Genomic DNA, 23376 nt, shown 5'->3' with positions numbered 1-23376 from the left:
GAGGAGGCGACCATGTCCGACCACCAGCACCACCAGCACGGTCACGAGCAATCCCACGGCCACTCTCACGACCAGGGCGGACATCAGCACCACCATCATCACCACGCCAACCGCGAGGTGTCGGAGGAGGAGCGCAGGCGCGGCGGCTACATCTGCACGATGTGCGCCGGGGTCTGGAGCCCCGAGCCGGGAAGCTGCCCGAAATGCGGCATGGCGCTGGAACCGGCGGACCCGCGCGGCGCCACCAGGACCCGGTACACCTGCCCGATGCACCCGGAGATCGTCCGCGACGAGCCCGGCTCCTGCCCGATCTGCGGCATGGCGCTGGAGCCGATGACGGTGACCGCCGACGAGGGCCCGAGCCCGGAGCTGGTCGACATGACCCGCCGGATGATCATCGGCGGCGTGCTGACCGTTCCGGTGCTGGCACTGGCCATGGGCGGGATGGTTCCGGCGCTGATGGGGGTGCTGGAGACGCCGTGGGCACGCTGGGCCCAGGCGATCCTGTCGACCCCGGCGATCCTGTGGGCCGGCTGGCCGTTCTTCGAGCGCGCCTGGGTGTCGGTGCGGGTGCGCAGCCCCAACATGTTCACGCTGATCGCGCTCGGCACCGGCGCCGCCTACCTGTACAGCCTCGCCGCCCTGGTGGCCCCCGGGATCTTCCCGGAGAGCCTGCGCGGCGAGCACGGCACGATCGGGCTGTATTTCGAGACCGCCGCCGTCATCGTGTTCCTGGTCCTGGTCGGCCAGGTGCTCGAGCTGCGGGCGCGCGAGCGGACCAGCGGTGCGATCAAGGCGCTGCTCGAGCTGGCGCCGCGGACCGCCCGCCGGGTCAAGGACGACGGCGACGACGAGGAGGTTTCGATCGACATCCTGCAGGTCGGCGACCGGCTGCGGGTGCGGCCGGGCGAACGGGTCCCGGTCGACGGCTCGGTCATCGACGGCAGCAGCTCGATCGACGAATCCATGGTGACCGGCGAGCCGGTGCCGGTCGAGAAGCAGGCCGGCGACAAGGTGGTCGGCGGCACCCTGAACGGCCGCGGCTCGTTCGTGATGGCCGCCGAGAAGGTCGGCCGCGACACCATGCTGTCGCGGATCGTCGACATGGTCGCCGACGCCCAGCGCTCGCGGGCGCCGATCCAGGGGCTGGCCGACATGGTCGCCGGTTGGTTCGTGCCGGCCGTGGTGGTGATCGCGGTCGTCGCCTTCGTCGTATGGGCGGCCTGGGGTCCGGAACCGGCGCTGGCGCACGCCCTGGTCGCCGCGGTCTCGGTGCTGATCATCGCCTGCCCGTGCGCGCTCGGCCTCGCCACCCCGATGTCGATCATGGTCGGCACCGGCCGCGGCGCCCAGATGGGCGTGCTGATCCGCAACGCCGAGGCGCTGGAGCGGCTGGAAAAGGTCGACACCCTGGTCTGCGACAAGACCGGCACCCTGACCGAGGGCCGGCCGAAGCTGAAGACGGTGACGGCGGTCGACGGTTTCGAGGAGGCGGAGGTGCTGCGCCTGGTCGCCGGGCTGGAGCGCGGCAGCGAGCACCCGCTGGCCGAGGCGATCCTGTCGGGCGCCCGCGACCGCGGCGTCGCCATCCCCGAGGCCGCTGCCTTCGACATGCACGCCGGGCGCGGCGTCACCGGCACCGTGGACGGCCATGCCGTCGCCTTCGGCAACGAGCGCCTGATGAGCGAGCAGGGCGTGGCGATCGACGCGCTGACCGACACGGCCGGGGCCCAGCGCCGCGAAGGCGCCACCGCCATGTTCGTCGCCGTCGACGGCAGAGCCGCCGGCGTGGTCGCGGTCGCCGATCCGATCAAGGAGACCACGCGGGACGCCGTCGAGACCCTGCGGCGCGACGGCATCCGGGTGGTCATGCTGACCGGCGACGCCCGACCGACCGCCGAGGCGGTGGCCCGGGCGCTGGGGATCGACGAGGTCGAGGCCGAGGTCCAGCCGCAGGACAAGGCCGACATCGTCGCCCGCCTGCAGAAGGAGGGGGCCGTGGTGGCGATGGCCGGGGACGGCGTCAACGACGCGCCGGCACTGGCCCGCGCCGATGTCGGCATCGCCATGGGCAAGGGCACCGACGTGGCGATCGAGAGCGCCGGCGTGACCCTGGTGCGCGGCGACCTGCGCGGCATCGCCCGGGCCCGGCACCTCAGCCGCGCGACCATGCGCAACATCCGGCAGAACCTGTTCTTCGCGTTCGTCTACAATGCACTGGGCGTGCCGATCGCGGCCGGGGTGCTGTACCCCTTCCTCGGGGTGCTGCTCAGCCCGATAATCGCCGCCGCTGCCATGAGCCTGAGTTCGGTGTCGGTGGTCGGCAACGCGCTGCGCCTGCGCAGCTCGAAGCTCTGAGAGGAGTCGACACGTGCCTCTGTCGCGCGCCCGGATCGTGCTGATCGCAGCCTCGGGGCTCGCCCTGGCCGGCGGCCTCGCGGTGTTCCTGTCCGCCCCGACGCAGGAACCGGCGGCAGGCATCGCGCTGGCCCCGGACGACCCGGCGGTGGTGGCCGAAGGGCGTGGGGTGTACGCCGACCAGTGCGCGAGCTGCCACGGCGCGGACCTGCAGGGCCAGCCGAACTGGCAGGCCCGCGGCCCAGACGGCAAGCTGCCGGCGCCGCCGCACGACCCGACCGGGCACACCTGGCACCACCCGGACAGCGTGCTGTTCGCGCTCACCAAGTACGGCCCGGCCCGGATGATCGGCGACCCGGCCTACAAGTCGGACATGCCGGCCTACGACGAAACCCTGAGCGACGACCAGATCATCGCCGCGCTGTCCTACATCAAGAGCACCTGGCCGGCCGACATCCGCCAGCGCCACGACCGCATCAACGAGCAGGCCCGGCAGAACTGATCCCGACGCCCCGTGGGTCCCGGCTCTCCGCGGCTTCGCCGCTGCGGCCGGGATGAGGATTTGAAGGCAGACACCCATTGTCCTCATCCCGGAGCGGATCGCCTGCGGCGAGACGCATCCGGGACCCACGACGCGACGGGTCCGCGCCGGCCCTACCGCCCGACGAAGCTCGGCTTCCCCTTGGCCAGGAACGCCTTGTAGCCGCGCTGGAAGTCCTCGGTGTCGAAGGCGTCGTAGCCCATGTCCTTCTCGGCCTCGGACAGCGGCGCCGGCTCCATCAGCCGGTAGACGAACTGCTTGTGCCAGCGCGCGGTCAGCGGCGCGCCCTCGGCGACCTTGGCGGCCCACTCGAAGGCCGCGGCCTCGACCTGATCGTCCGGCACCACCTTGTTGACGATGCCGTAGCGCAGCGCGTCCTGGGCGTTCAGCAGGTCGCCGACCAGCAGGATCTGCAGCATGGCGTTGGCGCCGTACTTCTTCACCTGGAACTCCAGCTCCTCCATCGACTCGACCAGCCCGAGCCGCTTGACCGGCACCCCGAACCGGCTGCTCTCGCCGCAGATCCTGAGGTCGCACAGCGCCGCCAACCCGAACCCGCCGCCGACGCACAGCCCCTCGATCAGCGCGATCACCGGGTGCCGGCACTTCACCACCGCGTCCGACGACGGCAGCGACGTCTCGGCGTATTTCTTGGCCGCCGCCTTGTCCTTGCGGACCGACTCGAACTCCGAGATGTCGGCGCCGGCCGAGAACGCCTTGCCGCCGGCGCCGCGGATCACCACGCAGCGCAGCTCCGGATCGGCGTCGAGAGCGGTGAACACCTTGCCGAGCGCCCCGAACACCTCGAGGTTCATGGCGTTGTGCTTGGCCGCCCGGTTGATGGTGACCGTGGCGATCCGGTCCTCGACGTGGACCAGCAGGTCCTCGGTCCCGGAGATCTCGGAGCTACCCTTCACGTCACCCATTACTCGGCTGCCTCCCGGCTGGCGTTGTCTCCCAGGTGCACGGCCTCGGCCGCCCCCATGGCTTCGATCTCGGATTCGCCGTAGCCGAGCTCGGCGAGCACCTCGGCGGTGTGCTGGCCGAACAGCGGCGCCGGCGTTGCGACCTTGCCCGGCGTGCTCCAGAACTTGATCGGCAGGCCGATGGTCTGGACCGGGCCGGCCTTCGGGTGCTCGACGGTCGGCACCATCTCGCGGGCCAGGGTCTGCGGGTCCCTGTGCATCTCCAGGATGTCGAAGATCGGCCCGGCCGGGATGCCCTCGGCCTCGAACTTGGCCAGCCAGTTGGCGCAGGTGTCGGTGCGGAAGCGGGCGTTCAGCTCGGCCTCCAGCACCTTCAGGTTGGCCATGCGGTCGCCGTTGGTCTTGAAGCGCGGGTCCTCGAACAGCTCCGGCGCACCGATCATGGTGCACATCTTCTCCCAGAACCGCGCGGTGTTGGCGGCGATGTTGATGTAGCCGTCCGAACACTCGACCGCCTGGTACGGCGCGCTCAGCGGGTGGGCCGAGCCCATGGCGCGCGGTGCGGTGCCGGTGGCGAAGGCGATCGCCGACTGCCAGTAGGTCAGCGTGATGCCGGCCTCCATCAGCGAGGTGTCGAGACGCTGGCCCTCGCCGGTCTTCAGGCGGTGCGAGTAGGCGGCGCAGATGCCCATCGCCAGCAGCAGGCCGGCGGTGATGTCGCAGACCGGCGGGCCGACCTTGACCGGCGGGCCGTCCGGCCGCTCGCCGGTCACGCTCATCAGCCCGCTCATGCCCTGGGCGACCAGGTCGAAGCCGCCGCGCGAAGCGTACGGGCCGGTCAGGCCGAAGCCGGAGATCGAGGCGTAGATCAGGCCCGGGTTGATCTTCTTGAGGTCCTCGTAGCCGAGACCGAGCCGCTCCAGCACGCCGGGCCGGAAGTTCTCGGTCAGCACGTCGGCCTTGGCGACCAGCTTGCGCAGGGCGGCGGCGCCGGCCTCCGACTTCAGGTCGAGCACGACGCCGCGCTTGTTGCGGTTCATCATCATGAACGACGCGCTCTCGCCGTTGATCTCGGGCGGGATCGTGCGGCGGGTGTCGTCGCCGCCCTGGATCTTCTCGACCTTGATCACGTCGGCGCCCATGTCGGCCAGCATCAGGCCGCAGGTCGGGCCGGCCATGTGGTGGCAGAGCTCGATGACGGTCATGCCCTGCAGCGGGCCGAATGCACGGGCGGCCATGGCTTCCTCCTCGACAATGGGGATGCGTCGCTGACGGCGACGTCTTGGCACCGCCCGGGCGGGCGGTGTATCGCTTGCCCTGATCCCACAACGACCGCCCGGCCGCGTCAAGGCCGTGGCGCAGGAGTCCCCGATGACCGACAAGCCGAGAATCGCCGTGCTCGCCCTGGGCGGCACCATCGCCATGGTCAAGGGCGACGAGGGCGGCGTGAAACCGGGCCTGACCGCCGCCGACCTGGTGGCGGCGGTCCCCGGCCTCGACCGGATCGCCACGGTCACCGCCGAGACCGTCAAGACGGTCGGCAGCTCGGACCTGCGGGTCGACGACGTGCTGGCGGTGGCCAAGCGGATCGAGGAGCTGGCCGCGGCCGACGCGATCGACGGCGCGATCGTCACCCAGGGCACCGACACCATGGAGGAATCGGCCTTCCTGCTGGACCTCGTGCTCGACGGCCGGGTCCCGGTGGTGGTCACCGGGGCCATGCGCAACCCGCTGTCGGTCTCGCACGACGGCCCCGGCAACCTGCTGGCGGCGGCGATGACCGTGGCCGACCCGCAGGTCCGGCGGCGCTCGACCGAGCTCGGCGTGCTGGTGGTGCTGCTCGACACCATCCACGCCGCCATCGACGTGGCCAAGGCCAGCCCGCACCGGATCGACGCCTTCCACAGCATGGTCGCCGGCCCGGTCGGCGTGCTGGTGGAGGACCGGGTGCGGCTGATCGGCACCCCGAACCGCGACCACAAGCGGGCGTTCGACGCCGTCACCGGCCACCGCAGGCCGGCGGCCTGGTCCGACGGCACGTTGGACGAGCCCGACAGCGTGGCGCTGCTGACCCTCGGCCTCGGCGAATCCGGTGGCCTGCTGGCGGCGCTGGCCGACGACCCGGCGCATCTCGGCTATGCCGGCGTGGTGCTGGGCGGCATGGGCGGCGGCCATTCGCCGGCCTGGGTGGTCGAGGACGTCGAGCGGCTGGCGAAGCGCATGCCGGTGGTGATGGCGGCGCGCATCCAGTCCGGCTACCTGCTGAAGTCGACCTACGAGCGGCTCGGCTCCGAGATCGACCTGGCGCGGCGCGGCGTGATCTCGGCCGGCCGGCTGTCGCCGCTGAAGGCCCGCCTGCTGCTCACCCTGCTGCTGCGCGCCGGCGTCGCCGCCGACGCCGCCGCGACCGCGGTGTGGGACGCGCTGAACTGACCCACCCCGGGGCCGTCCGCCCCGACTCATCCCCCCGATCGGAGACCGACCATGATCAAGCGCAGCGCCCCCTATGCCGACATCCTCCACGAGGTGGTCGAGAAGGACGGCATCCTCTACCTCGCCGGCGTCACCGGCGAGGACACGACCGCCGACATGGCCGGCCAGACCCGGTCGATCACCGAGCAGATCGACGCCCTTCTGGCGGCCAACGGCTCCGACAAGAGCCACCTGCTGTCGGTCACGATCTACATCACCGACATGAAGCTGAAGCCGGCGATGAACGCGGTCTGGAAGGAATGGCTCAGCCCCGCCCAGGTGCCGGCGCGCGCGACCATCGGCGTCTCCGATCTGGACGGCTGCCTGATCGAGGTGGTCGCGATCGCCGCCAAGGCAGGCTGAGTCCGGCCATTCTTGCCTAAAGCCCGTCCCGCCCGTGCGGGGCGGCGTAGTCGATGTCCGGCCCGGCCGGGACGATCCCGGTCGGGTTGATGCTGCGGTGGCTGCCGTAGTAGTGCCGCTTGATGTGGTCGAGGTCGACGGTCCCGGCGACGCCCGGGGTCTGGTAGACGTCGCGGGTGTAGGCCGACAGCGCCGGATAGTCGGCCAGCCGGCGGATGTTGCACTTGAAGTGCCCGACATAGACCGGGTCGAACCGGACCAGGGTGGTGAACAGCCGGATGTCGGCCTCGGTCATGGTGCCGCCGACCAGCCAGCGCCGGCCGGACAGCCGCTCCTCAAGCCAGTCCAGGCTGTCGAACAGCGGGCCGACCGCCTCCTCGTAGGCCGTCTGCGAGGTCGCGAACCCGGCCTTGTAGACCCCGTTGTTGACGGTGTCGTAGACCCTTGTGTTGACCCGGTCGATCTCGTCGCGGTGCGCCGCCGGGTAGAAGTCGCCGGGGGCGGCGCCGACGCCGTCGAACGCCGTATTCAGCATCCGGATGATCTCGGACGACTCGTTCGAGACGATGGTTGCGGTCTCGCGGTCCCACAGCACCGGAACGGTGACCCGGCCGGTGTAGCGCGGGTCGGCCGCCAGGTAGACCTCGCGCAGCAGGTCGGCCCGGTGGATCGGGTCGGGCACCACGCCCGGCCCCTCGGCGAAGTTCCAGCCGTCCTCGCCCATGTGCCAGTGCACGACCGACACCGAGACCGCGTCCTCCAGCCGCTTCAGCGCCCGCACGATCAGCGTGCGGTGCGCCCACGGGCAGGCCAGCGAGACGTAAAGGTGATAGCGCCCGGGCTCGGCCTTGAACCCGCCCTCGCCGGTCGGGCCCGGCGCCCCGTCGGCGGTGACCCAGTTGCGGAACGCCGACTCCCGGCGCTCGAACCGGCCGCCCTTCGACTTGGTATCGTATCCGCGGGCGTGCCAGACGCCGTCGATCAGCAGTCCCATTCGTCATCTCCGGTTCAGTCTTGCGGTCCTGCCCCGAACAGGTGGCCGCGGCCGCCGGGATTGCCAGGGGCCCCCGGGGCAACGGGCCGTTTCCGTCCGGTGGACGATCTTCCGCGCGATTCCCTCGGAGCCCCGCAGACGGTACCATGGCAGTCGGTCGGGAACCGGGGAGGTTCCGTGCATGCGACTGTCGCGCGACGCCACGCCGCCCGTGCTGATCGCGACCGCCGTGCAGATGGCGGTGGCGCTGACCATGGCGTCGATCCAGGTGGCCGCGCCGAGCATCGCCCGCAGCCTGGGCGTCGAAGTCGGCTGGCTCGGCCCGTTCGTGGCGTTGTGCTACGCGGTCGCGATGCTGGTGTCGCTGCGCGCCGGGACGCTGGTGCTGCGTCACGGTGCGATTCGCGGCGCCCAGGCCTGCCTGCTGGCCGCCGGGTCGGCGGCACTGCTGTTCGCGACCGGCTGGCCGCCGGCGATGCTGCTGTCGGCCCTCGGCTACGGCGTCGCCCTCGGCCTGTCGGTGCCGGCCGGCAGCCAGCTGATCGCCCGCCACGCCCACAGCCGCGAGTTGTCGCTCGCCATGTCGCTGGGCCAGTCCGGCATGACCATCGGCCGGCTCGCGACCGGGCTTGTGGTGCCCGGCCTGGTGCTGCTCGGCGACTGGACCGGTACGCTGATCGCCTGGGCGGTTCTGGCCGCCGGGCTCGCCCTGGCCCTGGAGCGCTGGCGTCCCGTGCTGGATCCCGGCTCGACGAAGTTCCACAAGCCGGGCCGGCGCGGGCTGGTCGAGCCGCTGGCGATGATCCGCGACAACCCGGAACTGCGACGCCTGAGCTTCGCGGCCATCGTGTTCGCCAGCGCTCAGCTCTCGCTGGTCGTCTACCTGGTGGCCTACATGCACGAGGTCGCGGGGCTGACCCTGGTGGTCGCCGGCCTGGCGTTCGCGGCGGCGCAGACCGCCGGTCTCGCCAACCGCTTCCTGCTCGGCGGCCTCGCGATGGCGAGCGGACGGCCGCGGCTGGTGCTGAGCCTGCTGGGGTTCGCCATGGCGGCCGCGCTGGCCGGCGCCGCCACCCTGTCGCCCGGCTGGCCGACCGCCATGGTGCTGCTGGGCGCGGCGATCCTCGGCAGCGTCGCGATGAGCTGGAACGGCCTGCTGTTCGCCGAGGTCGTGCGGGCCGCCGGCATCCGCAACGCCGCGACCGCCACCGGGGCGGTGTCGTTCGTCACCTTCATCGGCCTGGCCACGGGCCCCGGCAGCTTCGGCCTGCTGCTGGCGCTCGGTCACGGCTACGCCACCGGCTTCCTGGTGTTCGCCGCCCTGGTGGCGGTCGCCGGCGCGGTCGTGCTGCCCGCCCCCCGGGTCGCCCGCGAGGCGGCCTGACCAAGCGTTTCATCGACCGGGCGACGACCCGGAAAGAGAGGGAGACATGCCCCAGACCATCATCCCCGACGCCGTCAGCCGGCAATCGCTGGTGACGGTCCACCCGGGCGACAGCGTGCGTGCGGTCGTCCACCTGATGACCAAGCGCCACATCGGCGCGGTGCCGGTGGTCGACGCCGACGGCACGCTGGCCGGCATCTTCACCGAACGCGACGTGATGTGCCGGGTGGTCGACCGCGACCTGGACCCGCATGACACCACCATCGGGCAGGTGATGACCGCCGCCCCGACCACCGCCACCCCGGACTGGCCGATCCTGAAGGCCCTGGAGCACATGGCCGACGGCGGCTATCGCCACCTGCCGGTGGTCGAGGACGGCAGGCTGGTGGCGATCGTGTCGATCCGCGACCTGTACGCCGCGGTGACCGGCAAGCTGGAGGACGACATCCTGGCGCTGTCGAGCAGCGGCGTGGTGTGAGGCCGGCCCGTCGCTGCGTGGGTCCCGGGTCGCGCTGCGCTTGCCCGGGATGACGGCAGAAGAGTGGGCCGACGCCGTAGCCGCGGGTGGGTTCCGGCTCGACCGCGCCGCGGGCGGCGCGTTCGTCCGGAATGACGGCAGAAAGTGTGACATCGCCCGCCGCGCCGGGGCGGGCCGCTTGCCATTCCTGACGTCATTCCGGCCGGAGCGGCGGCGCCGCGGAGAGCCGGAAACCACGAACCGCCGAATTGCTCACAGCGCCGTGCGGACCTGCCACAGTTCGGGGAACAGCACGACCTCCAGCATGCGGCGCAGGTAGCTGACGCCGCCGGTGCCGCCGGTGCCGCGCTTGAAGCCGATCACCCGCTCGACGGTGGTCACGTGGTTGAACCGCCAGCGCCGGAAATAGTCCTCGAGATCGACCAGCTTCTCGGCCAGTTCGTAGAGCTCCCAGTGCCCGGCCGGGTCGGCGTAGACGGCGCGCCAGGCCTCGATCACGCCGTCGTCCGCCCGATGGGTCGCGCCGACGTCGCGGCTCAGTACCGCCTCCGGAACCGCGATGCCGGCGCGCGCGACGCAGCGCAGCGCCTCGTCGTACAGGCTCGGCCGCGCCAGCTCCGCGGTCAGCCGGGCGTGCACCTCCGGGCGGTGGGCGTGCGGCCGCAGCATGGCACGGTTGCGGTTGCCGAGCATGTACTCGATCTCGCGGTACTGGAACGACTGGAAGCCGGAGGACTGCCCCAGCGCTTCGCGGAACCGGGTGTACTCGCTCGGCGTCATGGTGCGCAGCACATCCCAGGCGCCGTTGAGCTGCTCGAAGATCCGCGCCACCCGGGTCAGCATCTTGAAGGCCGGCTGCAACTCGTCGGCGGCGATCGCCGCGCGGGCCGCCGCGATCTCGTGGATCGCCAGCCGCATCCACAGCTCCGAGGTCTGATGCTGGATGATGAACAGCATCTCGTCGTGGGCGGTCGACAGCCGGGTCTGGGCGCCGAGGATCCGGTCGAGCTGCAGGTAGTCGCCGTAGGACATGCGCCCGTCGAACGACATCTCCGCCCCTTCGACGGATGGATCGTAGGGCTCGCTCACGTCACCGCGCTCCGGGTCCTGTACTCCGGCCGGTCCCACAGCCGGCCGGCGATCACCCGCTCCAGGATCTCCGCCGCCGCCAGCACCTCGGATTCGCCGATGTACAGCGGGGTGAAGCCGAAGCGCATGGTCTTCGGCGCCCGGAAGTCGCCGATCACGCCGCGGGCGATCAGCGCCTGCATGACGGCGTAGCCCTCGTCGAACAGGAACGACACCTGGCTGCCGCGGGCGTTGCCGTCGCGCGGGCTGCCGAGTTCGAGGCCCGGGCAGCGGCGCTCGACCTCGGCGATGAACAGGTCGCCGAGCGCGATCGAGGCCCGGCGCACGTCCGCCATGTCGACCTCGTCCCAGGCGTCGAGCGCGGCCTCCAGGGCGGCGAGCGCGATCACCGGCGGGGTGCCGACCCGCATGCGCTCGATCTTCGCCCCGGCGCGGTAGTCCAGGTCGAACGCGAACGGGGCCTCGTGGCCGAGCCAGCCGGACAGCGCCGGCCGGGCGGCATCGGCATGCTCCGGCGCCACATAGATGAAGGCCGGCGCCCCGGGCCCTCCGTTCAGGTACTTGTAGGTGCAGCCGGCCGCGAAGTCGGCGCCGGCGCCGGCCAGGTCGACCGGCAGGGCGCCGGCCGAGTGCGCCAGGTCCCATACCGTCAGCGCCCCGGCGGCGTGAGCCTTCGCCGTCAGCCCGGCCATGTCGTGCAGTCGGCCGGTGCGGTAGTCGACCTCGGTCAGCAGCAGCACCGCGACACTGTCGTCGATCGCGTCCTCGACCGCCTCCGGCTCGACCAGCTTCAGCTCGTACCCGCGGCCGATTGTGTCGAGCAGGCCGGACGCCATGTACAGGTCGGTCGGGAAGTTGCCGGTGTCGGACAGCACCACCTTGCGGTCCGGCCGCATTTCGAGAGCCCCCGCCAGCGCCTGGTAGACCTTGATCGACAGGGTGTCGCCGGTGGTCACCGTCCCGGCCGGCGCGCCGATCAGCCGGCCGATCCGGTCGCCGACCCGGGTCGGCTGCGCCATCCAGCCGCAGTCGTTCCAGCCCCGGATCAGCCGCTCGCCCCATTCCTCGGTCATCATCCGGGCCACCCGGGCCTGCGCCGCCTTGGGCAGCGGGCCGAGCGAGTTGCCGTCGAGGTAGATCAGCCCGTCGGGCATGTGGAACAGTTCGCGGGTCTTCGTGAAATCGGTCATGGTCCGGTCGACCTCCCTGCAACCGCCGAGGGTGTGACGAACATCCGGGTGCGCCGAAAAAACTTCAAGCTTAAAATATCTCGGACGGGGACCGTTCCGGCCGGAGGGTAGAGCATGATACAGGATTGGGACGACGCCTACGCCAACGGCGCGCACATCCCCGGGGCGGGCGACTACCCGCCGCGCTGGACGGCGTCGGCGGCGGCGTTCCGGCAGGCCATGACCGACGCCGGCCGGGCCGAAATCGACCTGCCCTACGGCCCCGCCCCGCGCGAGCGCTTCGACCTGTTCCGCCCGGAGGGCGAGCCCAGGGGCCTCGCGGTGTTCGTGCACGGCGGCTACTGGATGGCGTTCGACAAGTCGAGCTGGTCGCATCTGGCGGCCGGCGCGGTGGCCCGCGGCTGGGCGGTGGCGCTGCCGAGCTACACCCTGTGCCCGGAGGCGCGGATCGCCGGGATCACCCTGCAGGTCGGCCGGGCGGTCGCCGCGGCCGCCGAGCGGGTCGCCGGGCCGCTGGTGCTGTCGGGGCACTCGGCCGGCGGCCACCTGGTCACCCGCATGGCCTGCCAGGATGGGCCCCTGACGGCGCCGTTGCGCGGCCGGTTGGCCCGGGTGGTGTCGATCAGCGGCCTGCACGATTTGCGGCCGCTGCTGCGTACCAGGATGAACGAGACCCTGCGGATGGACGCGGCCGAGGCGGCAGCCGAGAGCGCCGCGCTGGGCACTCCGCTCGACCGCCTGTCGCTGTGCTGCTGGGTCGGAGGGGCCGAGCGCCCGGAGTTCCGGCGCCAGAACGCCCTGCTGGCCAATATCTGGACCGGCCTGGGGGCGCGGACGCAGGCGTTCGAGGCCCCCGGCCGCCACCACTTCGACGTCATCGCGGATCTCGCCGATCCGGCCTCGGCCCTGGTCGGGGCGTGGGTCGACGACGAAGCGTGATGTCGGCCGGCACTTCGTGGCCCGCCGATGGCTGGCACACCGAGGGGCCCCGAACGACCGGTCACAGGGCGACGATCGCTACTGGATCCCGCCGGCCTTGCAGATGAAGCCGGCAATCTCGGCGACGCCCTTGCCCGCCTTCAGGTTGGTGAAGATGAACGGCCGGTCGCCGCGCATCCGCCTGGCGTCGGCGTCCATGACCGAGAGGTCGGCGCCGACCAACGGGGCCAGGTCGATCTTGTTGATCACCAGCAGGTCCGAGCGGGTGATGCCGGGACCGCCCTTGCGCGGGATCTTCTCGCCGGCCGCCACGTCGATCACGTAGATGGTGATGTCGGCCAGCTCCGGGCTGAAGGTGGCGGCCAGGTTGTCGCCGCCGCTCTCGATGAAGCAGATCTCCGCCTCGGGGAACATCGCCTGCATGCGCGCGACCGCCGCCAGGTTGATCGAGGCGTCCTCGCGGATCGCGGTGTGCGGGCAACCGCCGGTCTCCACCCCCATGATCCGCTCCTCCGGCAGCGCGCCGGCGCGCACCAGGATGCGGCGGTCCTCGTCGGTGTAGATGTCGTTGGTGACCACCACCAGTTCGTGATCGGCGCGCATGTGCTTGCACAGCGCCTCGACCAGCGCGGTCTTGCCGGAGCCGACCGGCCCGCCGATACCCACCCGCAGTGGACCGGTGGCCTCCATCTGCACTGCTTCGCTCATGGTCGTGTTGCCTCTCAGGACCGGAACAGTCTGGTGTGCTGGGTCTCATGGCGCATGGAGCACCAGTCGAGCATCGGGGCGGCGGCGCCGAGGTCGTCCGGGTCGGCCGCCTCGGCCATCGCGGCCACCGCCAGGATGACCGGCTCCAGCGCCGCCGTCACCCGCTGGCCGTCGGTCTGGCCGATCACCGACAGCCGGATCGCGGCCGACACCTGGTTGGCGGCGACCGCATGCAGGAACAGCGAAAGCGTCGGCCCGAGCGCCACGCCGTGCGCCGCCGAGGCCGCCCCGACCGCCACCGGCAGCGCCGGCTCGATGCCGACCCCGGCGAGCGTCCGCGCCACCGCGTCCAGCCGCGGGCTCGGCCAGGCGGCGGAGACGGTACGAAGGTAGGCGCCGCCCTGCACGATCGTCTCCTGCGCCAGCTCGGCGGTGCCCTTCAGTGCCGACGCCAGCTCAGCGGTCTCGACCAGCGCGCCGTCGTCGCCGGTCGTCACCGCGCGCCAGGAGCGGGCCACCAGCACCGCGTCCTGACGCGGCGGGCCGGTCGCGATCACCGTGCGCAGCCACGCCTCCAGCCCGGCCCGGCGCTCGACCAGCCCGGCCTCGACCGCCCATTCCAGCCCGGTCGAATAGGCGAACGCCCCGACCGGGAAGGACGGCGACAGCCAGGCCGCCAGCTTCAGCAGGGCGGCCGGGTCAGTGGTGGTGGTCATGGTGATGGTGGATCCGGCCGCCGTGGCCGCCATGCGTATGACCCCCGTGGGCGTCCCCATCGTCGTGATGGTGGTGGCCGGCGTGGTCGCCGTAGGCCCCGCCCTCGGGCTGGAACGCCCGCTCGACCCGGGTCAGCCGTGCACCCAGACCTTCCAGCATCGCCTCGATCACGTGGTCCGGCCGAATCCGCAGCATGCCGTCGGCGATCTCGGTCGCCAGGTGCCGGTTGCCGAGATGCCAGGCCAGCCGGGCGAGCGCGTGGGCGTCGGCGGCGCGGATCTCGACCAGCGGCTCCGGCTTCGCCCTGACCGCCAGCCAGCCGCCATCCTCCAGCCGCAGGCCGTCGCCGTCGGCCATCGCCACCGCCTTCGGCAGGTCCAGCAGCACCTCGCGGCCGCTGTCGCAGTGCAGAACCATGCGGCGCCGGAACCGGGCGTCATAGTCCAGGGTGACGGCGTCCGAACTCTCGCCGGCCGGCCAGCGCCCGGCGGCGACGTGCTCGATGGCGCGCTTCATCTGGCGACTCCGATGCTGACGCACGTCGCTCCGTGGGTCCCGGAGCCGGCCGCTCGCGCGGCCCCTCCGGGATGACGAGAGGTTGGGAGTTTCAGAGCAGATCCTTTTTGGCCGTCATCCCGGAGGGGCTGCGACAGCAGCCGGCTCCGGGATTCACCCGCCGCCTCGACTTTCGCCACCATCGCCGCCCCCTCAGAACAGGAAGTAGCGCTGCGCCATCGCCACCACCTTGGCCGGCTCGCAGGTCAGCACCCTGCCGTCGGCGGTGACCGTGTAGGTCTCCGGGTCGACGGTGATCGTCGGCAGGTGGTCGTTCAGCCGCATCGCGCTCTTGCCGATGCCGCCGCGGGTGTTGCGCACCGCCACGGTCTCCTTGGCGAGGCCGTACTGGCCGCGCACGTCGCGCTCGATCGCCGCCTGGCTGACGAAGCTGACCGAGCCCGCCCCCAGCGCCTTGCCGTAGCCGCCGAACATCGGGCGGGAGTGCACCGGCTGCGGGGTCGGGATCGAGGCGTTCGGGTCGCCCATCATGGCCGAGGCTATCAGCCCGCCGACCAGCACCAGGTCCGGCTTGACCCCGAAGAACGCCGGCGACCACAGCACCAGGTCGGCGCGCTTGCCGACCTCGATCGAGCCGACCTCGTGGGCCACACCCTGGGCGATCGCCGGGTTGATGGTGTACTTGGCGACGTAGCGCCGGGCCCGCAGGTTGTCGTTGTCGCCGGTCTCGCCGGCCAGCGCGCCGAACTGCTTCTTCATCTTGTCGGCGGTCTGCCAGGTGCGGATCACCACCTCGCCGACCCGGCCCATGGCCTGGCTGTCGGAGGCCATGATCGAGAACGCGCCCAGGTCGTGCAGGATGTCCTCGGCGGCGATGGTCTCCTTGCGGATCCGGCTCTCGGCGAACGCCACGTCCTCGGGGATGCGCGGGTCGAGGTGGTGGCAGACCATCAGCATGTCGAGGTGCTCGTCCACGGTGTTCACCGTGAACGGCCGGGTCGGGTTAGTCGACGACGGCAGAACGTTGGCCTCGCCGCACACCTTGATGATGTCGGGCGCGTGACCGCCGCCGGCGCCCTCGGTGTGGAAGGCGTGGATGGTGCGGCCCTTGAACGCCGCGATCGAGTTCTCGACGAAGCCCGACTCGTTCAGCGTGTCGGTGTGGATCATCACCTGGATGTCCATCGCGTCGGCGACCGACAGGCAGCAGTCGATGGCGGCCGGCGTGGTGCCCCAGTCCTCGTGCAGCTTGAGGCCGCAGGCGCCGGCGGCGATCTGCTCCTCCAGCCCGCGCGGCAGGGCGGCATTGCCCTTGCCGAAGAAGCCGAGGTTGATCGGGATGCCGTCGGCGGCCTGCAGCATCCGCATCAGGTTCCACGGACCCGGCGTGCAGGTGGTGGCGTTGGTTCCCGTAGCGGGACCGGTACCGCCGCCCATCATGGTGGTCACGCCCGACGCGAGCGCATCGTCGACCTGCTGCGGGCAGATGAAGTGGATGTGCACGTCGAGCCCGCCGGCGGTCAGGATCTTGCCCTCGCCGGCCAGCGCCTCGGTGCCGGGGCCGATGACGATGTCGACGCCCGGCTGGACGTCCGGGTTGCCGGCCTTGCCAATGCCGACGATGCGGCCGTCGCGGACCCCGATGTCGGCCTTGAACACGCCGGTGTGGTCCAGGACCGTGGCGTTGGTGATCACCAGGTCGACGGCGCCGTCGGCCCGGCTCGCCTGGCTCTGGCCCATGCCGTCGCGGATCACCTTGCCGCCGCCGAACTTCACCTCCTCGCCGTAGGTGGTGAAGTCCTTCTCGACCTCGATCACCAGGTCGGTGTCGGCGAGCCGGACCTTGTCGCCGACGGTCGGGCCGAACATGCCGGCATAGGCGGCGCGCGCCATCATCCGCGGCGGCACGTTGCCCTGGCCCTTGGCGACCGCCGGCAGCGCGCCCATGACCTTCTGGTTGAAGCCGTAGACCGTCCGCCCGCCGGCATAGGGAACCAGCGTCACCTCGCGGGTCTGGCCGGGCTCGAAGCGCACGGCGGTGCCGGCCGGGATGTCCAGCCGGCGGCCGGTCGCGGTCTCGCGGTCGAAGTCGAGCGCCGGGTTGGTCTCGGCGAAATGGTAGTGGCTGCCCACCTGCGCCGGCCGGTCGCCGGTGTTGGCGACCGTGATGGTGACGCGGTCGGCGCCGGCGTTGAGCTCGATCTCGCCCTGCGCGGGGATCAGTTCGCCCGGGATCATCGCACTCTCCCCCTCAGCGGATCGGTTCGTGGACGGTGACGAGCTTGGTGCCGTCCGGGAACGTCGCCTCGACCTGCACCTCGTGCAGCATCTCGGCGATCCCTTCCATGACCTGCGAGCGCGCCAGCACCGCCGCGCCCGCCTCCATCAGGTCGGCGACCGACCGCCCGTCGCGCGCGCCCTCGACCACCGTGTCGGTGATCAGCGCGACCGCCTCCGGGTAGTTCAGCTTGACGCCGCGCTCCAGGCGCCGGCGCGCCACCATCGCCGCCATGGCGATCAGCAGCTTGTCCTTCTCCCGCGGGGTGAGCTGCATGGGCCCCTCCTCAACATGCTCCCGGGACGCAAGCGTGGCGCCCCGCGGCCGCGGCGTCGAGCATTTCCTGCACTGCACAAAAGGGCGTCAGATTGCCCAGATCGTGGGCATTTGCGCCGGCCGGCCGAGGCACCCCGACCGCAGGCCCATCCAGGTCGCCGCGACCAGCTTGCGGGCCTGCGCCGGGTCTCCGGCCAGGATCCGGACCAGCAGCAGGTCGGGCGCGAGCGCGGTCACGCCGGCCCGTACCGCCGGCTCCGCCTCCAGCAGCGGGCGCACCGCCTCCAGCGCGGTCGCCGCCCGCGGGGCCGCGAACAGGATCGTGCTGTACGAGCGCCCGCCGGCAAACCCGGCGGCGGCGTCCAGGGCGGCGAACCCGTCGCCGACGAGGCCGAGGTCGTCGGCCCAGACCAGCCGTCCGCCGCGCCGCAGCCGGATCCGATCGCGCAGGGTCCCGGAGGCGAACACCTCGCCGCGCGCCAGCCGGCCGAGCACCAGGGTCTCGCAGTACAGCAGCCGCCCGGCAGCGGCGACGTCGAGGGTGGTGGTGCGGTCGAGCCGGGCGCCGTCGAACAGGATGGTGCCGGCCGACAGCCATTCCAGGGTGCCGCCGTCGGCCACCGAGAGATCGACACCCATGGTCGCGGTCGCGCCGTCGGAACGATAGATCTTCTCGGCCGCCTGGGTGGTGGCGAGCAGGCTTTCGTTCTCCGCGACCTCGATCCGGACGCCCAGCCGGTCGCCTCCGACCACGCCGCCGGCGACGTTGCCGACCACCACGCTGCGCGGCTCGCCCGGCTCCGGGTGCGGACGGAACAGCCGCATCGGCGGGGTCTGCCGGAACCCGTCGATGCGGCCTTCGGCGACCCGCAGCCGCAGGGCGCCGTCGTAGCGCTCGAGTGACGCCGTCACGGTCGTGCCGGCCTCATCGAGCTGTCCGGAAGTCTCTGTCATGCCTACAGAAGCCTGATGGGTCCGGGATATTCCGCGACCCGGGCGTCGACGGTCAGCAATGTCACACCTTCCACCTGTGCCTGCACCACCAGCATCCGGTCGAACGGGTCCCGATGGATCCGGGGCAGTGCCGCGATCTGCAGCGCATGCTCGCCGAGGACCGGCACTTCCGCATAGTCATTGTCGATCAGGCCCCGTCGAAGCACCCTCGGATCGACCTTGAAGTCGTCCCTTCCCAGGTCGTTCTTGATCGCGACCTCCCACAGGCTGACGGCGCTGAACAGAAGCTGGTTCGCCGGGTTCTCCAGCAAGGACCGTGCCTCCACCGACAAGCGCTCGGGCTCGCCGGCCGCCCACAGCAGGACGTGGGTGTCGAGCAACAGCTTCACGCGTCACCGTCGAACAGGTCCGCGACCTCGGCCTCGCCCATGCGGTCGAAGTCCTCGGGCACTGCGATCTCGCCGGCCATGAAGCCGAGCCGCCTGGCGCCACGCGCCGCAGGGCTGTCCAGCGCCACCACCTTCACCATCGGGCGCCCGGCCTTCGCGATGATGAACGATTCCCCCTTCGCCGCCAGCTCGACGAGACGGGAGAGATGGGTCTTCGCGTCATGGATGTTGACCGTTCGCATATGCGCCTCGATAAACTAAGTTAGTTTAGTCTGGTTCAGTCGAAGCTCCCGTTCAAGCGGCATCCGATCACCTGACTCTCACGTCCTGTTGTCTTTCCGGGAGCGGCCGCCGTCGCTAGGACTGCGGCGAGCGCAAGGAGGTCCGTCATGCGTATCCTCGCCGCCGGCCTGATCGTTGCCTGCCTGACCATCGCGGCGCCGGCACGAGCCGAGAACCCGACGCCGTATCCGGACACCGTGACGATCGAGACCGGCAAGCCGTTCGGGCCGTTCGTCGAGGCCTTCGCCAAGGCGATCACCTCCAACGGCTTCAACATCGTCGGCATCGCCTGCGCCAACTGCGCCATCCAGGGGGTGTTCGGCGAGACCGTGCCGGGCAACCGGGTGTTCCTGTTCTTCAAGCCGGCCTACGCGCGCCGCATGCTGGCGGCATCGGTAGCGGCCGGCATCGAGGCGCCGATCCGGGTGTACGCGACCGAGGCCGCCGACGGCAGCGCGCACGTGACGTACCGCAAGCCGAGCGCGGTGTTCGGCGCCTATGAGGTGCCGGACCTGACCGCCATGGGCCGCGAACTCGACGACCACGTGGCCCGCATCGTCGCCGATGCCGGGGCCGGTTCGTGAGCACCACCGCGACCGTTCCGCCGGTCGCCCTGCCGGCGGTCCAGCGGCCGGCCCTGGCCGCCGCGGGCGTCGTCGCGCTGACGCTCGGCGCGGCACTCTGGACCGACTCGCCGCTGCTGGCCGCCGTGCTCGCCGTCGGCATCGGGCTCGGGATCGCGCTCTACCACGCCGCCTTCGGCTTCACCGCCGCCTACCGCCGGGCGATCCTCGACAAGGAGCTGTCCGGCGTGGTCGCGCAGGCGGTGATGCTGGTGGTGGCGTCGATCCTGTTCGCGCCGATGCTGGCCGCCGGCGAAGCCTTCGGACACGGCGTCGGCGGGGCGGTGGCCCCGGTCGGGATCGCCATGCTGACCGGGGCGTTCGTGTTCGGCATCGGCATGCAGCTCGGTGGCGCCTGCGCCTCCGGCACGCTGTTCACCAGCGGCGGGGGCAGCCCGCGCATGCTGGTGGTGCTGGTGTTCTTCTGCGCCGGCTCGTGGTGGGGCACCCTCGACCTGCCGTGGTGGCGGTCGCTGCCGACGCTGCCGCCGGTCTCGCTCGGCCATTCCATCGGCTGGGTACCGGCGGTGCTGGCGCAGGCGGCGGTGCTCGCCCTGATCGTCCGGGTCCTCTACCTGTTCGGCGGCCGGGTACGGCGGCCGCTGTGGTGGGACGGCCGGTTCTCTGCCTCGGCCCTGCTGCGCGGCCCGTGGCCGCTGCTGCTCGGTGCGCTGGCGCTCGCCGTTCTGAACGCCGTCACCCTGGCCCTCACCGGCAGCCCGTGGGGCATCACCTGGGGCTTCACCCTGTGGGGCGCGAAGACCGCCGCTGCGCTCGGCTGGGACCCGGCCTCCAGCGCGTTCTGGTCGGCGGACTGGACGCGGGCCGCGCTCGGCCAGTCGATCCTGGCCTCGACCACCTCGGTCTCGAATCTCGGCATCCTGCTTGGCGCGGCGATCGCCGCGGCGCTCGCCGGCAGCTTCCGCCCGGTCTGGCGGGTCGGCCTGCGGCCGCTCGCGGCGGCGGTGCTGGGCGGACTGCTGATGGGTTACGGCGCCCGGCTCGCCTATGGCTGCAACATCGGCGCGTTCTTCTCCGGTGTCGCCTCGACCAGCCTGCACGGCTGGGCCTGGATCGTGATGGCGCTGCTCGGGACGGTGGTCGGGGTCCGCCTGCGCCCGTGGTTCCACCTCGCGAATCCGTGATCGCGGTCCACGCACGCGCCCGATTGATCTGCGATCGGCTCCCTCTAATTGTATACAGTCGCGTTCGCGACCTCTGAGGGAGGCAACCATGTCATCGACGTCATCCACCCTGTCCCGTCGGACAGCTCTGCTCGGCGCCCTCGGCGCCGGGGCCGCACTCGCTTCGACCGGCCTGCCTGTCCGCCCGGCCCAGGCCGCCGCGCCCATGCTCGGCCCGACCAAGCCGTCGGTCTACCGCTTCAAGCTCGGCGCGTACGAGGTGACCACCATCCTCGACGGCGCCATCCAGCTCGACGGCCCGCATCCGATCTTCGGCGCCGACCAGAAGCCCGAGGATGTCCAGAAGCTGGCGGCCGAGAACTTCCTGCCGACCTCGCGGATGGCCATCAGCTTCGCCCCGGTGCTGGTCAACACCGGCAACGAACTGATCCTGTTCGACACCGGCAACGGCGCCGGCCGGCGGCCGAACGCCGGCGCGCTGCGGGCGACGCTGGGGGCGGCGGGCTATACGCCCGAGCAGATCGACGTGGTCGTGCTGACCCACTTCCATCCCGACCACATCGGCGGCCTGATGGAGGACGGCGCTCCGGCGTTCGCGAATGCCCGCTACGTGACCGGTGCCGAGGAGTACAATTTCTGGTCGCCGCCCGAGAAGGCGACCGGCAAGACCGAGCGGGTCGGCAAGCTGGTGCAGTCCAACGTCGTGCCGCTGGCGGAGAAGACGACGTTCCTGGAGGACAACCAGGCGGTGGTGTCCGGCATCACCGCGGTCGACGCCGGTGGTCACACCCCCGGCCACCTGGCTTTCCACGTGGAGAGCGAAGGCAAGCGGCTGATGATCACGGCGGACACCGCGAACCACTACGTCGTGTCGCTGCAGCGCCCGGACTGGGAAGTCTCGTTCGACATGAACAAGAAGAAGGCGGCCGAAGCCCGCAAGGAGATCTTCGGCATGATCGCCGCCGACAAGATCCCGTTCACCGGCTATCACATGCCGTTCCCGAACGTCGGCTACATCGAGCCGATGGGCGACGGTTTCCGCTACGTGGCGGCCGGCTATCAGATGGACCTCGGCTGACCCGCGCAGCCTGCGACCGGGCGGCGGGCGACCGCCGCCCGGTTCGTGGTCTTCAGGCGCCTTCGACGATCCGCATGTCACGCTCGACGCCGTCGCCGAGCGCGTCGAGGGCCGCCTTGTAGCCCGCGCTGTCGTGGGTCGCGATCGCCTGCTCGACGCTGTCGAACTCGATGACGACCGTGCGCTGGTCGAGGCCCGCCTCGTAGGTCTTCGAGGGCATGCCCCGCACCAGGAACCTGCCGCCGCCGGCCTGGATGGCCGGACCGGCGAGCTTGGCGTAGGCCGCCAGCTTGTCGGCATCGTGAACGGCGCGGTACAGCGAGATCCAGTAGGCCTTGGCCATGGGTGTTCCTCCTGACGGGAATGCCGGCGGCCCGGACGGGCGCCGAATCGTGCCGGGGATCAAACCCGCTGCGCCCGCGCCGCACAACCACGGCGTCGCCGGCCGGCCGTCACGATGCCGTGCCGGCTCCCGCATTCGGCCCGTGCCCGGGTCCTGGCCCGGGCGGATCGGCTACTCGGCGGCGGTAAACGCGTGATCGGCGCGGTCGGCGTCCATCAGGGTGCGCTTCAGCGTCTCGACCCGCTTCTCGACCGTGGCGATCACCTTGGCGATCTGGTCGGTCGCCTCCTTGGTGTTGCCGGAGAGCGTCTTGACCTCGCCCGCGACCACCGCGAAGCCGCGGCCGGCGTCGCCGGCCCGCGCCGCCTCGATGGTGGCGTTCAACGCCAGCAGGTTGGTCTGGCCGGCGATCTGGTCGATGCGCCGCGCCACGTCACGAATGAGATTGAGGTCCGCCTCGAGGTCCGTGATGACCGACTGGGTATTCTGGATCGCCGTGCTGGTTGCGCTCATGGCCGTACCGCTGCTGATGGGTTCGCGCAGTCTGCGCCGACGTTGGTAAACGGTCCATGAAGACCGCAGGCCACCGCAGCGAAATTCCGGACGGTCAGCCGCCCAGCCGCTCGGCGATCATCGCCTCGACCTCGCTGCGCTCCCAGATGCCCCAGGGCCGCTCGGCGGTCGGGAAGGCGTGGCGGAACGCCAGGAACCGTTGGCCGGCCACGGTGTGCAGGCGCTCCAGCTCGCTCAGCGGATCCTGGTGGTCGTCGACCCGCAGGTCCAGCCAGCGATACGGCCGGGCGTCCTGGATCACCAGGCCGGCCGACTGCTTGCCGCGCTTGTCGCCGCCGGCGGCCTCGCCGGCCCGCATCGCCGCGATCAGCCGGTCGACCAGCGGCAGGTCGGCGCGGGCCCGGAAGGTCTCGAAGGTCTCCTCGACCACCGCCGGCCCGGCCAGCATGTTGCCGGCGACCGACAGGTCCTGCTCGGAGCGCGACCCGGCCCAGTCGACACAGGCGCCGCCGGTGAACGCCGCAGTCCGCCCGTCGAGGCTCATCGCGTGAACCTGGCGGGCCGCCCTGCCCTCGTCCGGCCCGATCAGCGCGGCCACGGTCTCCTCCGGCGACCGGCCGGCCCGCAGCATCTCCAGACCGAGCGGGCCGTAGGTCGGGTTGACCAGCGCCTGGGTCGCCACCAGCCCGGCATCCGGCGCGCTGTGCGGCACCAGGGCGCCGGCCGCGAAGAACCGGGTGGCGACGATCAGCCCCATCACCCCAGTCTCCGGCTCGCGCGCGATGATCGACCACGTCATGCCTGCATCCTCTCGATCGCC

Annotated in this window: 25 protein-coding genes and 1 pseudogene; 10 read left to right on the top strand and 16 right to left on the bottom strand. The window is 71.5% G+C overall.

The window, feature by feature from the left end; all coding sequences use genetic code 11:
- Positions 1–12: 12 nt before the first annotated feature.
- A complete protein-coding gene (locus IE246_RS13570; protein ID WP_268245275.1) occupies positions 13–2358 on the top strand; it encodes a copper-transporting P-type ATPase in 2346 nt (781 codons plus the stop codon).
- Between the two features lie 13 nt (positions 2359–2371).
- Entirely contained in the window at positions 2372–2860 is a 489-nt protein-coding gene (locus IE246_RS13565) for a c-type cytochrome (protein ID WP_229837091.1), read from the top strand.
- A 152-nt stretch (positions 2861–3012) separates the two neighbouring features.
- On the opposite strand, the gene IE246_RS13560 is transcribed toward IE246_RS13565, so the two are convergent.
- On the bottom strand, positions 3013–3825 hold the full coding sequence (locus tag IE246_RS13560; RefSeq protein WP_189990422.1) for an enoyl-CoA hydratase/isomerase family protein: 813 nt from the start codon (positions 3823–3825) through the stop codon (positions 3013–3015).
- Complete coding sequence (locus IE246_RS13555; protein ID WP_189990420.1) at positions 3825–5063, bottom strand: CaiB/BaiF CoA transferase family protein; 1239 nt, start codon at positions 5061–5063, stop codon at positions 3825–3827. Before IE246_RS13555 ends, IE246_RS13560 begins: the two co-directional genes overlap by 1 nt.
- Before the next feature lie 133 nt (positions 5064–5196).
- On the opposite strand from IE246_RS13555, the gene IE246_RS13550 reads away from it, so the two are divergent.
- Both IE246_RS13550 and IE246_RS13545 read left to right on the top strand, forming a co-directional pair.
- Positions 5197–6258 (top strand): asparaginase domain-containing protein, encoded by a 1062-nt coding sequence (locus tag IE246_RS13550; protein WP_189990417.1) that lies wholly within the window; start codon positions 5197–5199, stop codon positions 6256–6258.
- A 51-nt stretch (positions 6259–6309) separates the two neighbouring features.
- Positions 6310–6660 carry a RidA family protein gene (locus IE246_RS13545; protein ID WP_189990414.1) on the top strand — a complete coding sequence of 117 codons (351 nt, stop codon included), beginning with the start codon at positions 6310–6312 and terminating at the stop codon, positions 6658–6660.
- A gap of 16 nt (positions 6661–6676) precedes the next feature.
- On the opposite strand, the gene IE246_RS13540 is transcribed toward IE246_RS13545, so the two are convergent.
- Positions 6677–7654 carry a glutathione S-transferase family protein gene (locus tag IE246_RS13540; protein WP_189990412.1) on the bottom strand — a complete coding sequence of 326 codons (978 nt, stop codon included), beginning with the start codon at positions 7652–7654 and terminating at the stop codon, positions 6677–6679.
- A gap of 181 nt (positions 7655–7835) precedes the next feature.
- On the opposite strand from IE246_RS13540, the gene IE246_RS13535 reads away from it, so the two are divergent.
- A complete protein-coding gene (locus tag IE246_RS13535; RefSeq protein ID WP_189990411.1) occupies positions 7836–9038 on the top strand; it encodes an MFS transporter in 1203 nt (400 codons plus the stop codon).
- Positions 9039–9084: 46 nt separating this feature from the next.
- Entirely contained in the window at positions 9085–9516 is a 432-nt protein-coding gene (locus tag IE246_RS13530; protein ID WP_189990408.1) for a CBS domain-containing protein, read from the top strand.
- Positions 9517–9768: 252 nt separating this feature from the next.
- Here IE246_RS13530 and kynA read toward each other — a convergent pair whose 3' ends face one another.
- Together kynA and kynU are read right to left on the bottom strand one after the other, a co-directional pair.
- Positions 9769–10605, bottom strand: a complete 837-nt coding sequence (gene kynA / locus IE246_RS13525) for a tryptophan 2,3-dioxygenase (protein WP_229837083.1) — start codon at positions 10603–10605, stop codon at positions 9769–9771.
- A complete protein-coding gene (gene kynU / locus IE246_RS13520; RefSeq protein WP_189990406.1) occupies positions 10602–11795 on the bottom strand; it encodes a kynureninase in 1194 nt (397 codons plus the stop codon). The genes kynA and kynU overlap by 4 nt, the downstream gene beginning before the upstream one ends.
- A 114-nt stretch (positions 11796–11909) precedes the next feature.
- Here kynU and IE246_RS13515 point away from each other — a divergent pair, with 114 nt between their 5' ends.
- Positions 11910–12734 carry a hormone-sensitive lipase gene (locus IE246_RS13515; RefSeq protein ID WP_189990404.1) on the top strand — a complete coding sequence of 275 codons (825 nt, stop codon included), beginning with the start codon at positions 11910–11912 and terminating at the stop codon, positions 12732–12734.
- 78 nt (positions 12735–12812) lie between these two features.
- Here the strand turns inward: IE246_RS13515 and ureG are convergent, their stop codons facing one another.
- The 8 genes from ureG to IE246_RS13475 all read right to left on the bottom strand — a co-directional run bounded on the left by ureG (position 12813) and on the right by IE246_RS13475 (position 18814).
- Positions 12813–13442, bottom strand: a complete 630-nt coding sequence (ureG, locus tag IE246_RS13510) for an urease accessory protein UreG (RefSeq protein ID WP_229837069.1) — start codon at positions 13440–13442, stop codon at positions 12813–12815.
- Positions 13443–13456: 14 nt separating this feature from the next.
- Complete coding sequence (locus tag IE246_RS13505; RefSeq protein ID WP_229837067.1) at positions 13457–14158, bottom strand: urease accessory protein UreF; 702 nt, start codon at positions 14156–14158, stop codon at positions 13457–13459.
- Entirely contained in the window at positions 14142–14675 is a 534-nt protein-coding gene (gene ureE, locus IE246_RS13500) for an urease accessory protein UreE (RefSeq protein WP_189990401.1), read from the bottom strand. The genes IE246_RS13505 and ureE overlap by 17 nt, the downstream gene beginning before the upstream one ends.
- Before the next feature lie 192 nt (positions 14676–14867).
- Entirely contained in the window at positions 14868–16913 is a 2046-nt protein-coding gene (gene ureC / locus IE246_RS13495; protein WP_189990399.1) for an urease subunit alpha, read from the bottom strand.
- A gap of 13 nt (positions 16914–16926) precedes the next feature.
- Complete coding sequence (locus IE246_RS13490) at positions 16927–17229, bottom strand: urease subunit gamma (RefSeq protein ID WP_189990397.1); 303 nt, start codon at positions 17227–17229, stop codon at positions 16927–16929.
- 87 nt (positions 17230–17316) lie between these two features.
- Complete coding sequence (locus IE246_RS13485; RefSeq protein ID WP_189990395.1) at positions 17317–18183, bottom strand: urease accessory protein UreD; 867 nt, start codon at positions 18181–18183, stop codon at positions 17317–17319.
- 2 nt (positions 18184–18185) lie between these two features.
- Positions 18186–18572, bottom strand: coding sequence for a type II toxin-antitoxin system VapC family toxin (locus tag IE246_RS13480; protein WP_189990393.1), 387 nt, complete (start codon positions 18570–18572; stop codon positions 18186–18188).
- Complete coding sequence (locus IE246_RS13475; RefSeq protein WP_189990390.1) at positions 18569–18814, bottom strand: type II toxin-antitoxin system Phd/YefM family antitoxin; 246 nt, start codon at positions 18812–18814, stop codon at positions 18569–18571. Before IE246_RS13475 ends, IE246_RS13480 begins: the two co-directional genes overlap by 4 nt.
- A 147-nt stretch (positions 18815–18961) precedes the next feature.
- Here IE246_RS13475 and IE246_RS13470 point away from each other — a divergent pair, with 147 nt between their 5' ends.
- The 3 genes from IE246_RS13470 to IE246_RS13460 all read left to right on the top strand — a co-directional run bounded on the left by IE246_RS13470 (position 18962) and on the right by IE246_RS13460 (position 21700).
- Complete coding sequence (locus tag IE246_RS13470) at positions 18962–19438, top strand: DUF302 domain-containing protein (protein ID WP_189990388.1); 477 nt, start codon at positions 18962–18964, stop codon at positions 19436–19438.
- Entirely contained in the window at positions 19435–20622 is a 1188-nt protein-coding gene (locus IE246_RS13465; protein ID WP_189990386.1) for a YeeE/YedE family protein, read from the top strand. The genes IE246_RS13470 and IE246_RS13465 overlap by 4 nt, the downstream gene beginning before the upstream one ends.
- An 88-nt stretch (positions 20623–20710) precedes the next feature.
- Positions 20711–21700, top strand: a complete 990-nt coding sequence (locus tag IE246_RS13460) for an MBL fold metallo-hydrolase (RefSeq protein ID WP_189990384.1) — start codon at positions 20711–20713, stop codon at positions 21698–21700.
- A 52-nt stretch (positions 21701–21752) separates the two neighbouring features.
- Here IE246_RS13460 and IE246_RS13455 read toward each other — a convergent pair whose 3' ends face one another.
- The 3 genes and pseudogenes from IE246_RS13455 to IE246_RS13445 form a co-directional block, all read right to left on the bottom strand.
- Complete coding sequence (locus tag IE246_RS13455; RefSeq protein WP_189990382.1) at positions 21753–22043, bottom strand: DUF1330 domain-containing protein; 291 nt, start codon at positions 22041–22043, stop codon at positions 21753–21755.
- Between the two features lie 254 nt (positions 22044–22297).
- Positions 22298–22556: pseudogene (locus tag IE246_RS13450) on the bottom strand (methyl-accepting chemotaxis protein); the annotation flags it as partial.
- A gap of 94 nt (positions 22557–22650) precedes the next feature.
- Positions 22651–23355 (bottom strand): DUF1028 domain-containing protein, encoded by a 705-nt coding sequence (locus IE246_RS13445; protein WP_189990378.1) that lies wholly within the window; start codon positions 23353–23355, stop codon positions 22651–22653.
- Between the last annotated feature and the right edge of the window lie 21 nt (positions 23356–23376).

The organism is Thalassobaculum fulvum, from assembly GCF_014652915.1.
Lineage (GTDB): Bacteria > Pseudomonadota > Alphaproteobacteria > Thalassobaculales > Thalassobaculaceae > Thalassobaculum_A > Thalassobaculum_A fulvum.
Note: the sequence above shows the minus strand (reverse complement) of the source record. Positions and strands in the feature narration are given on the sequence as shown.

Coding starts and splice junctions, on each gene's coding strand:
- IE246_RS13570 (WP_268245275.1), top strand. CDS start 13: ATGTCCGACCACCAGCACCACCAGCACGGTCACGAGCAATCCCACGGC.
- IE246_RS13560 (WP_189990422.1), bottom strand. CDS start 3,825: ATGGGTGACGTGAAGGGTAGCTCCGAGATCTCCGGGACCGAGGACCTG.
- IE246_RS13555 (WP_189990420.1), bottom strand. CDS start 5,063: ATGGCCGCCCGTGCATTCGGCCCGCTGCAGGGCATGACCGTCATCGAG.
- IE246_RS13550 (WP_189990417.1), top strand. CDS start 5,197: ATGACCGACAAGCCGAGAATCGCCGTGCTCGCCCTGGGCGGCACCATC.
- IE246_RS13545 (WP_189990414.1), top strand. CDS start 6,310: ATGATCAAGCGCAGCGCCCCCTATGCCGACATCCTCCACGAGGTGGTC.
- IE246_RS13540 (WP_189990412.1), bottom strand. CDS start 7,654: ATGGGACTGCTGATCGACGGCGTCTGGCACGCCCGCGGATACGATACC.
- IE246_RS13535 (WP_189990411.1), top strand. CDS start 7,836: ATGCGACTGTCGCGCGACGCCACGCCGCCCGTGCTGATCGCGACCGCC.
- IE246_RS13530 (WP_189990408.1), top strand. CDS start 9,085: ATGCCCCAGACCATCATCCCCGACGCCGTCAGCCGGCAATCGCTGGTG.
- kynU (WP_189990406.1), bottom strand. CDS start 11,795: ATGACCGATTTCACGAAGACCCGCGAACTGTTCCACATGCCCGACGGG.
- IE246_RS13515 (WP_189990404.1), top strand. CDS start 11,910: ATGATACAGGATTGGGACGACGCCTACGCCAACGGCGCGCACATCCCC.
- ureG (WP_229837069.1), bottom strand. CDS start 13,442: ATGAGCGAAGCAGTGCAGATGGAGGCCACCGGTCCACTGCGGGTGGGT.
- IE246_RS13505 (WP_229837067.1), bottom strand. CDS start 14,158: ATGACCACCACCACTGACCCGGCCGCCCTGCTGAAGCTGGCGGCCTGG.
- ureE (WP_189990401.1), bottom strand. CDS start 14,675: ATGAAGCGCGCCATCGAGCACGTCGCCGCCGGGCGCTGGCCGGCCGGC.
- ureC (WP_189990399.1), bottom strand. CDS start 16,913: ATGATCCCGGGCGAACTGATCCCCGCGCAGGGCGAGATCGAGCTCAAC.
- IE246_RS13490 (WP_189990397.1), bottom strand. CDS start 17,229: ATGCAGCTCACCCCGCGGGAGAAGGACAAGCTGCTGATCGCCATGGCG.
- IE246_RS13485 (WP_189990395.1), bottom strand. CDS start 18,183: ATGACAGAGACTTCCGGACAGCTCGATGAGGCCGGCACGACCGTGACG.
- IE246_RS13475 (WP_189990390.1), bottom strand. CDS start 18,814: ATGCGAACGGTCAACATCCATGACGCGAAGACCCATCTCTCCCGTCTC.
- IE246_RS13470 (WP_189990388.1), top strand. CDS start 18,962: ATGCGTATCCTCGCCGCCGGCCTGATCGTTGCCTGCCTGACCATCGCG.
- IE246_RS13460 (WP_189990384.1), top strand. CDS start 20,711: ATGTCATCGACGTCATCCACCCTGTCCCGTCGGACAGCTCTGCTCGGC.
- IE246_RS13455 (WP_189990382.1), bottom strand. CDS start 22,043: ATGGCCAAGGCCTACTGGATCTCGCTGTACCGCGCCGTTCACGATGCC.
- IE246_RS13445 (WP_189990378.1), bottom strand. CDS start 23,355: ATGACGTGGTCGATCATCGCGCGCGAGCCGGAGACTGGGGTGATGGGG.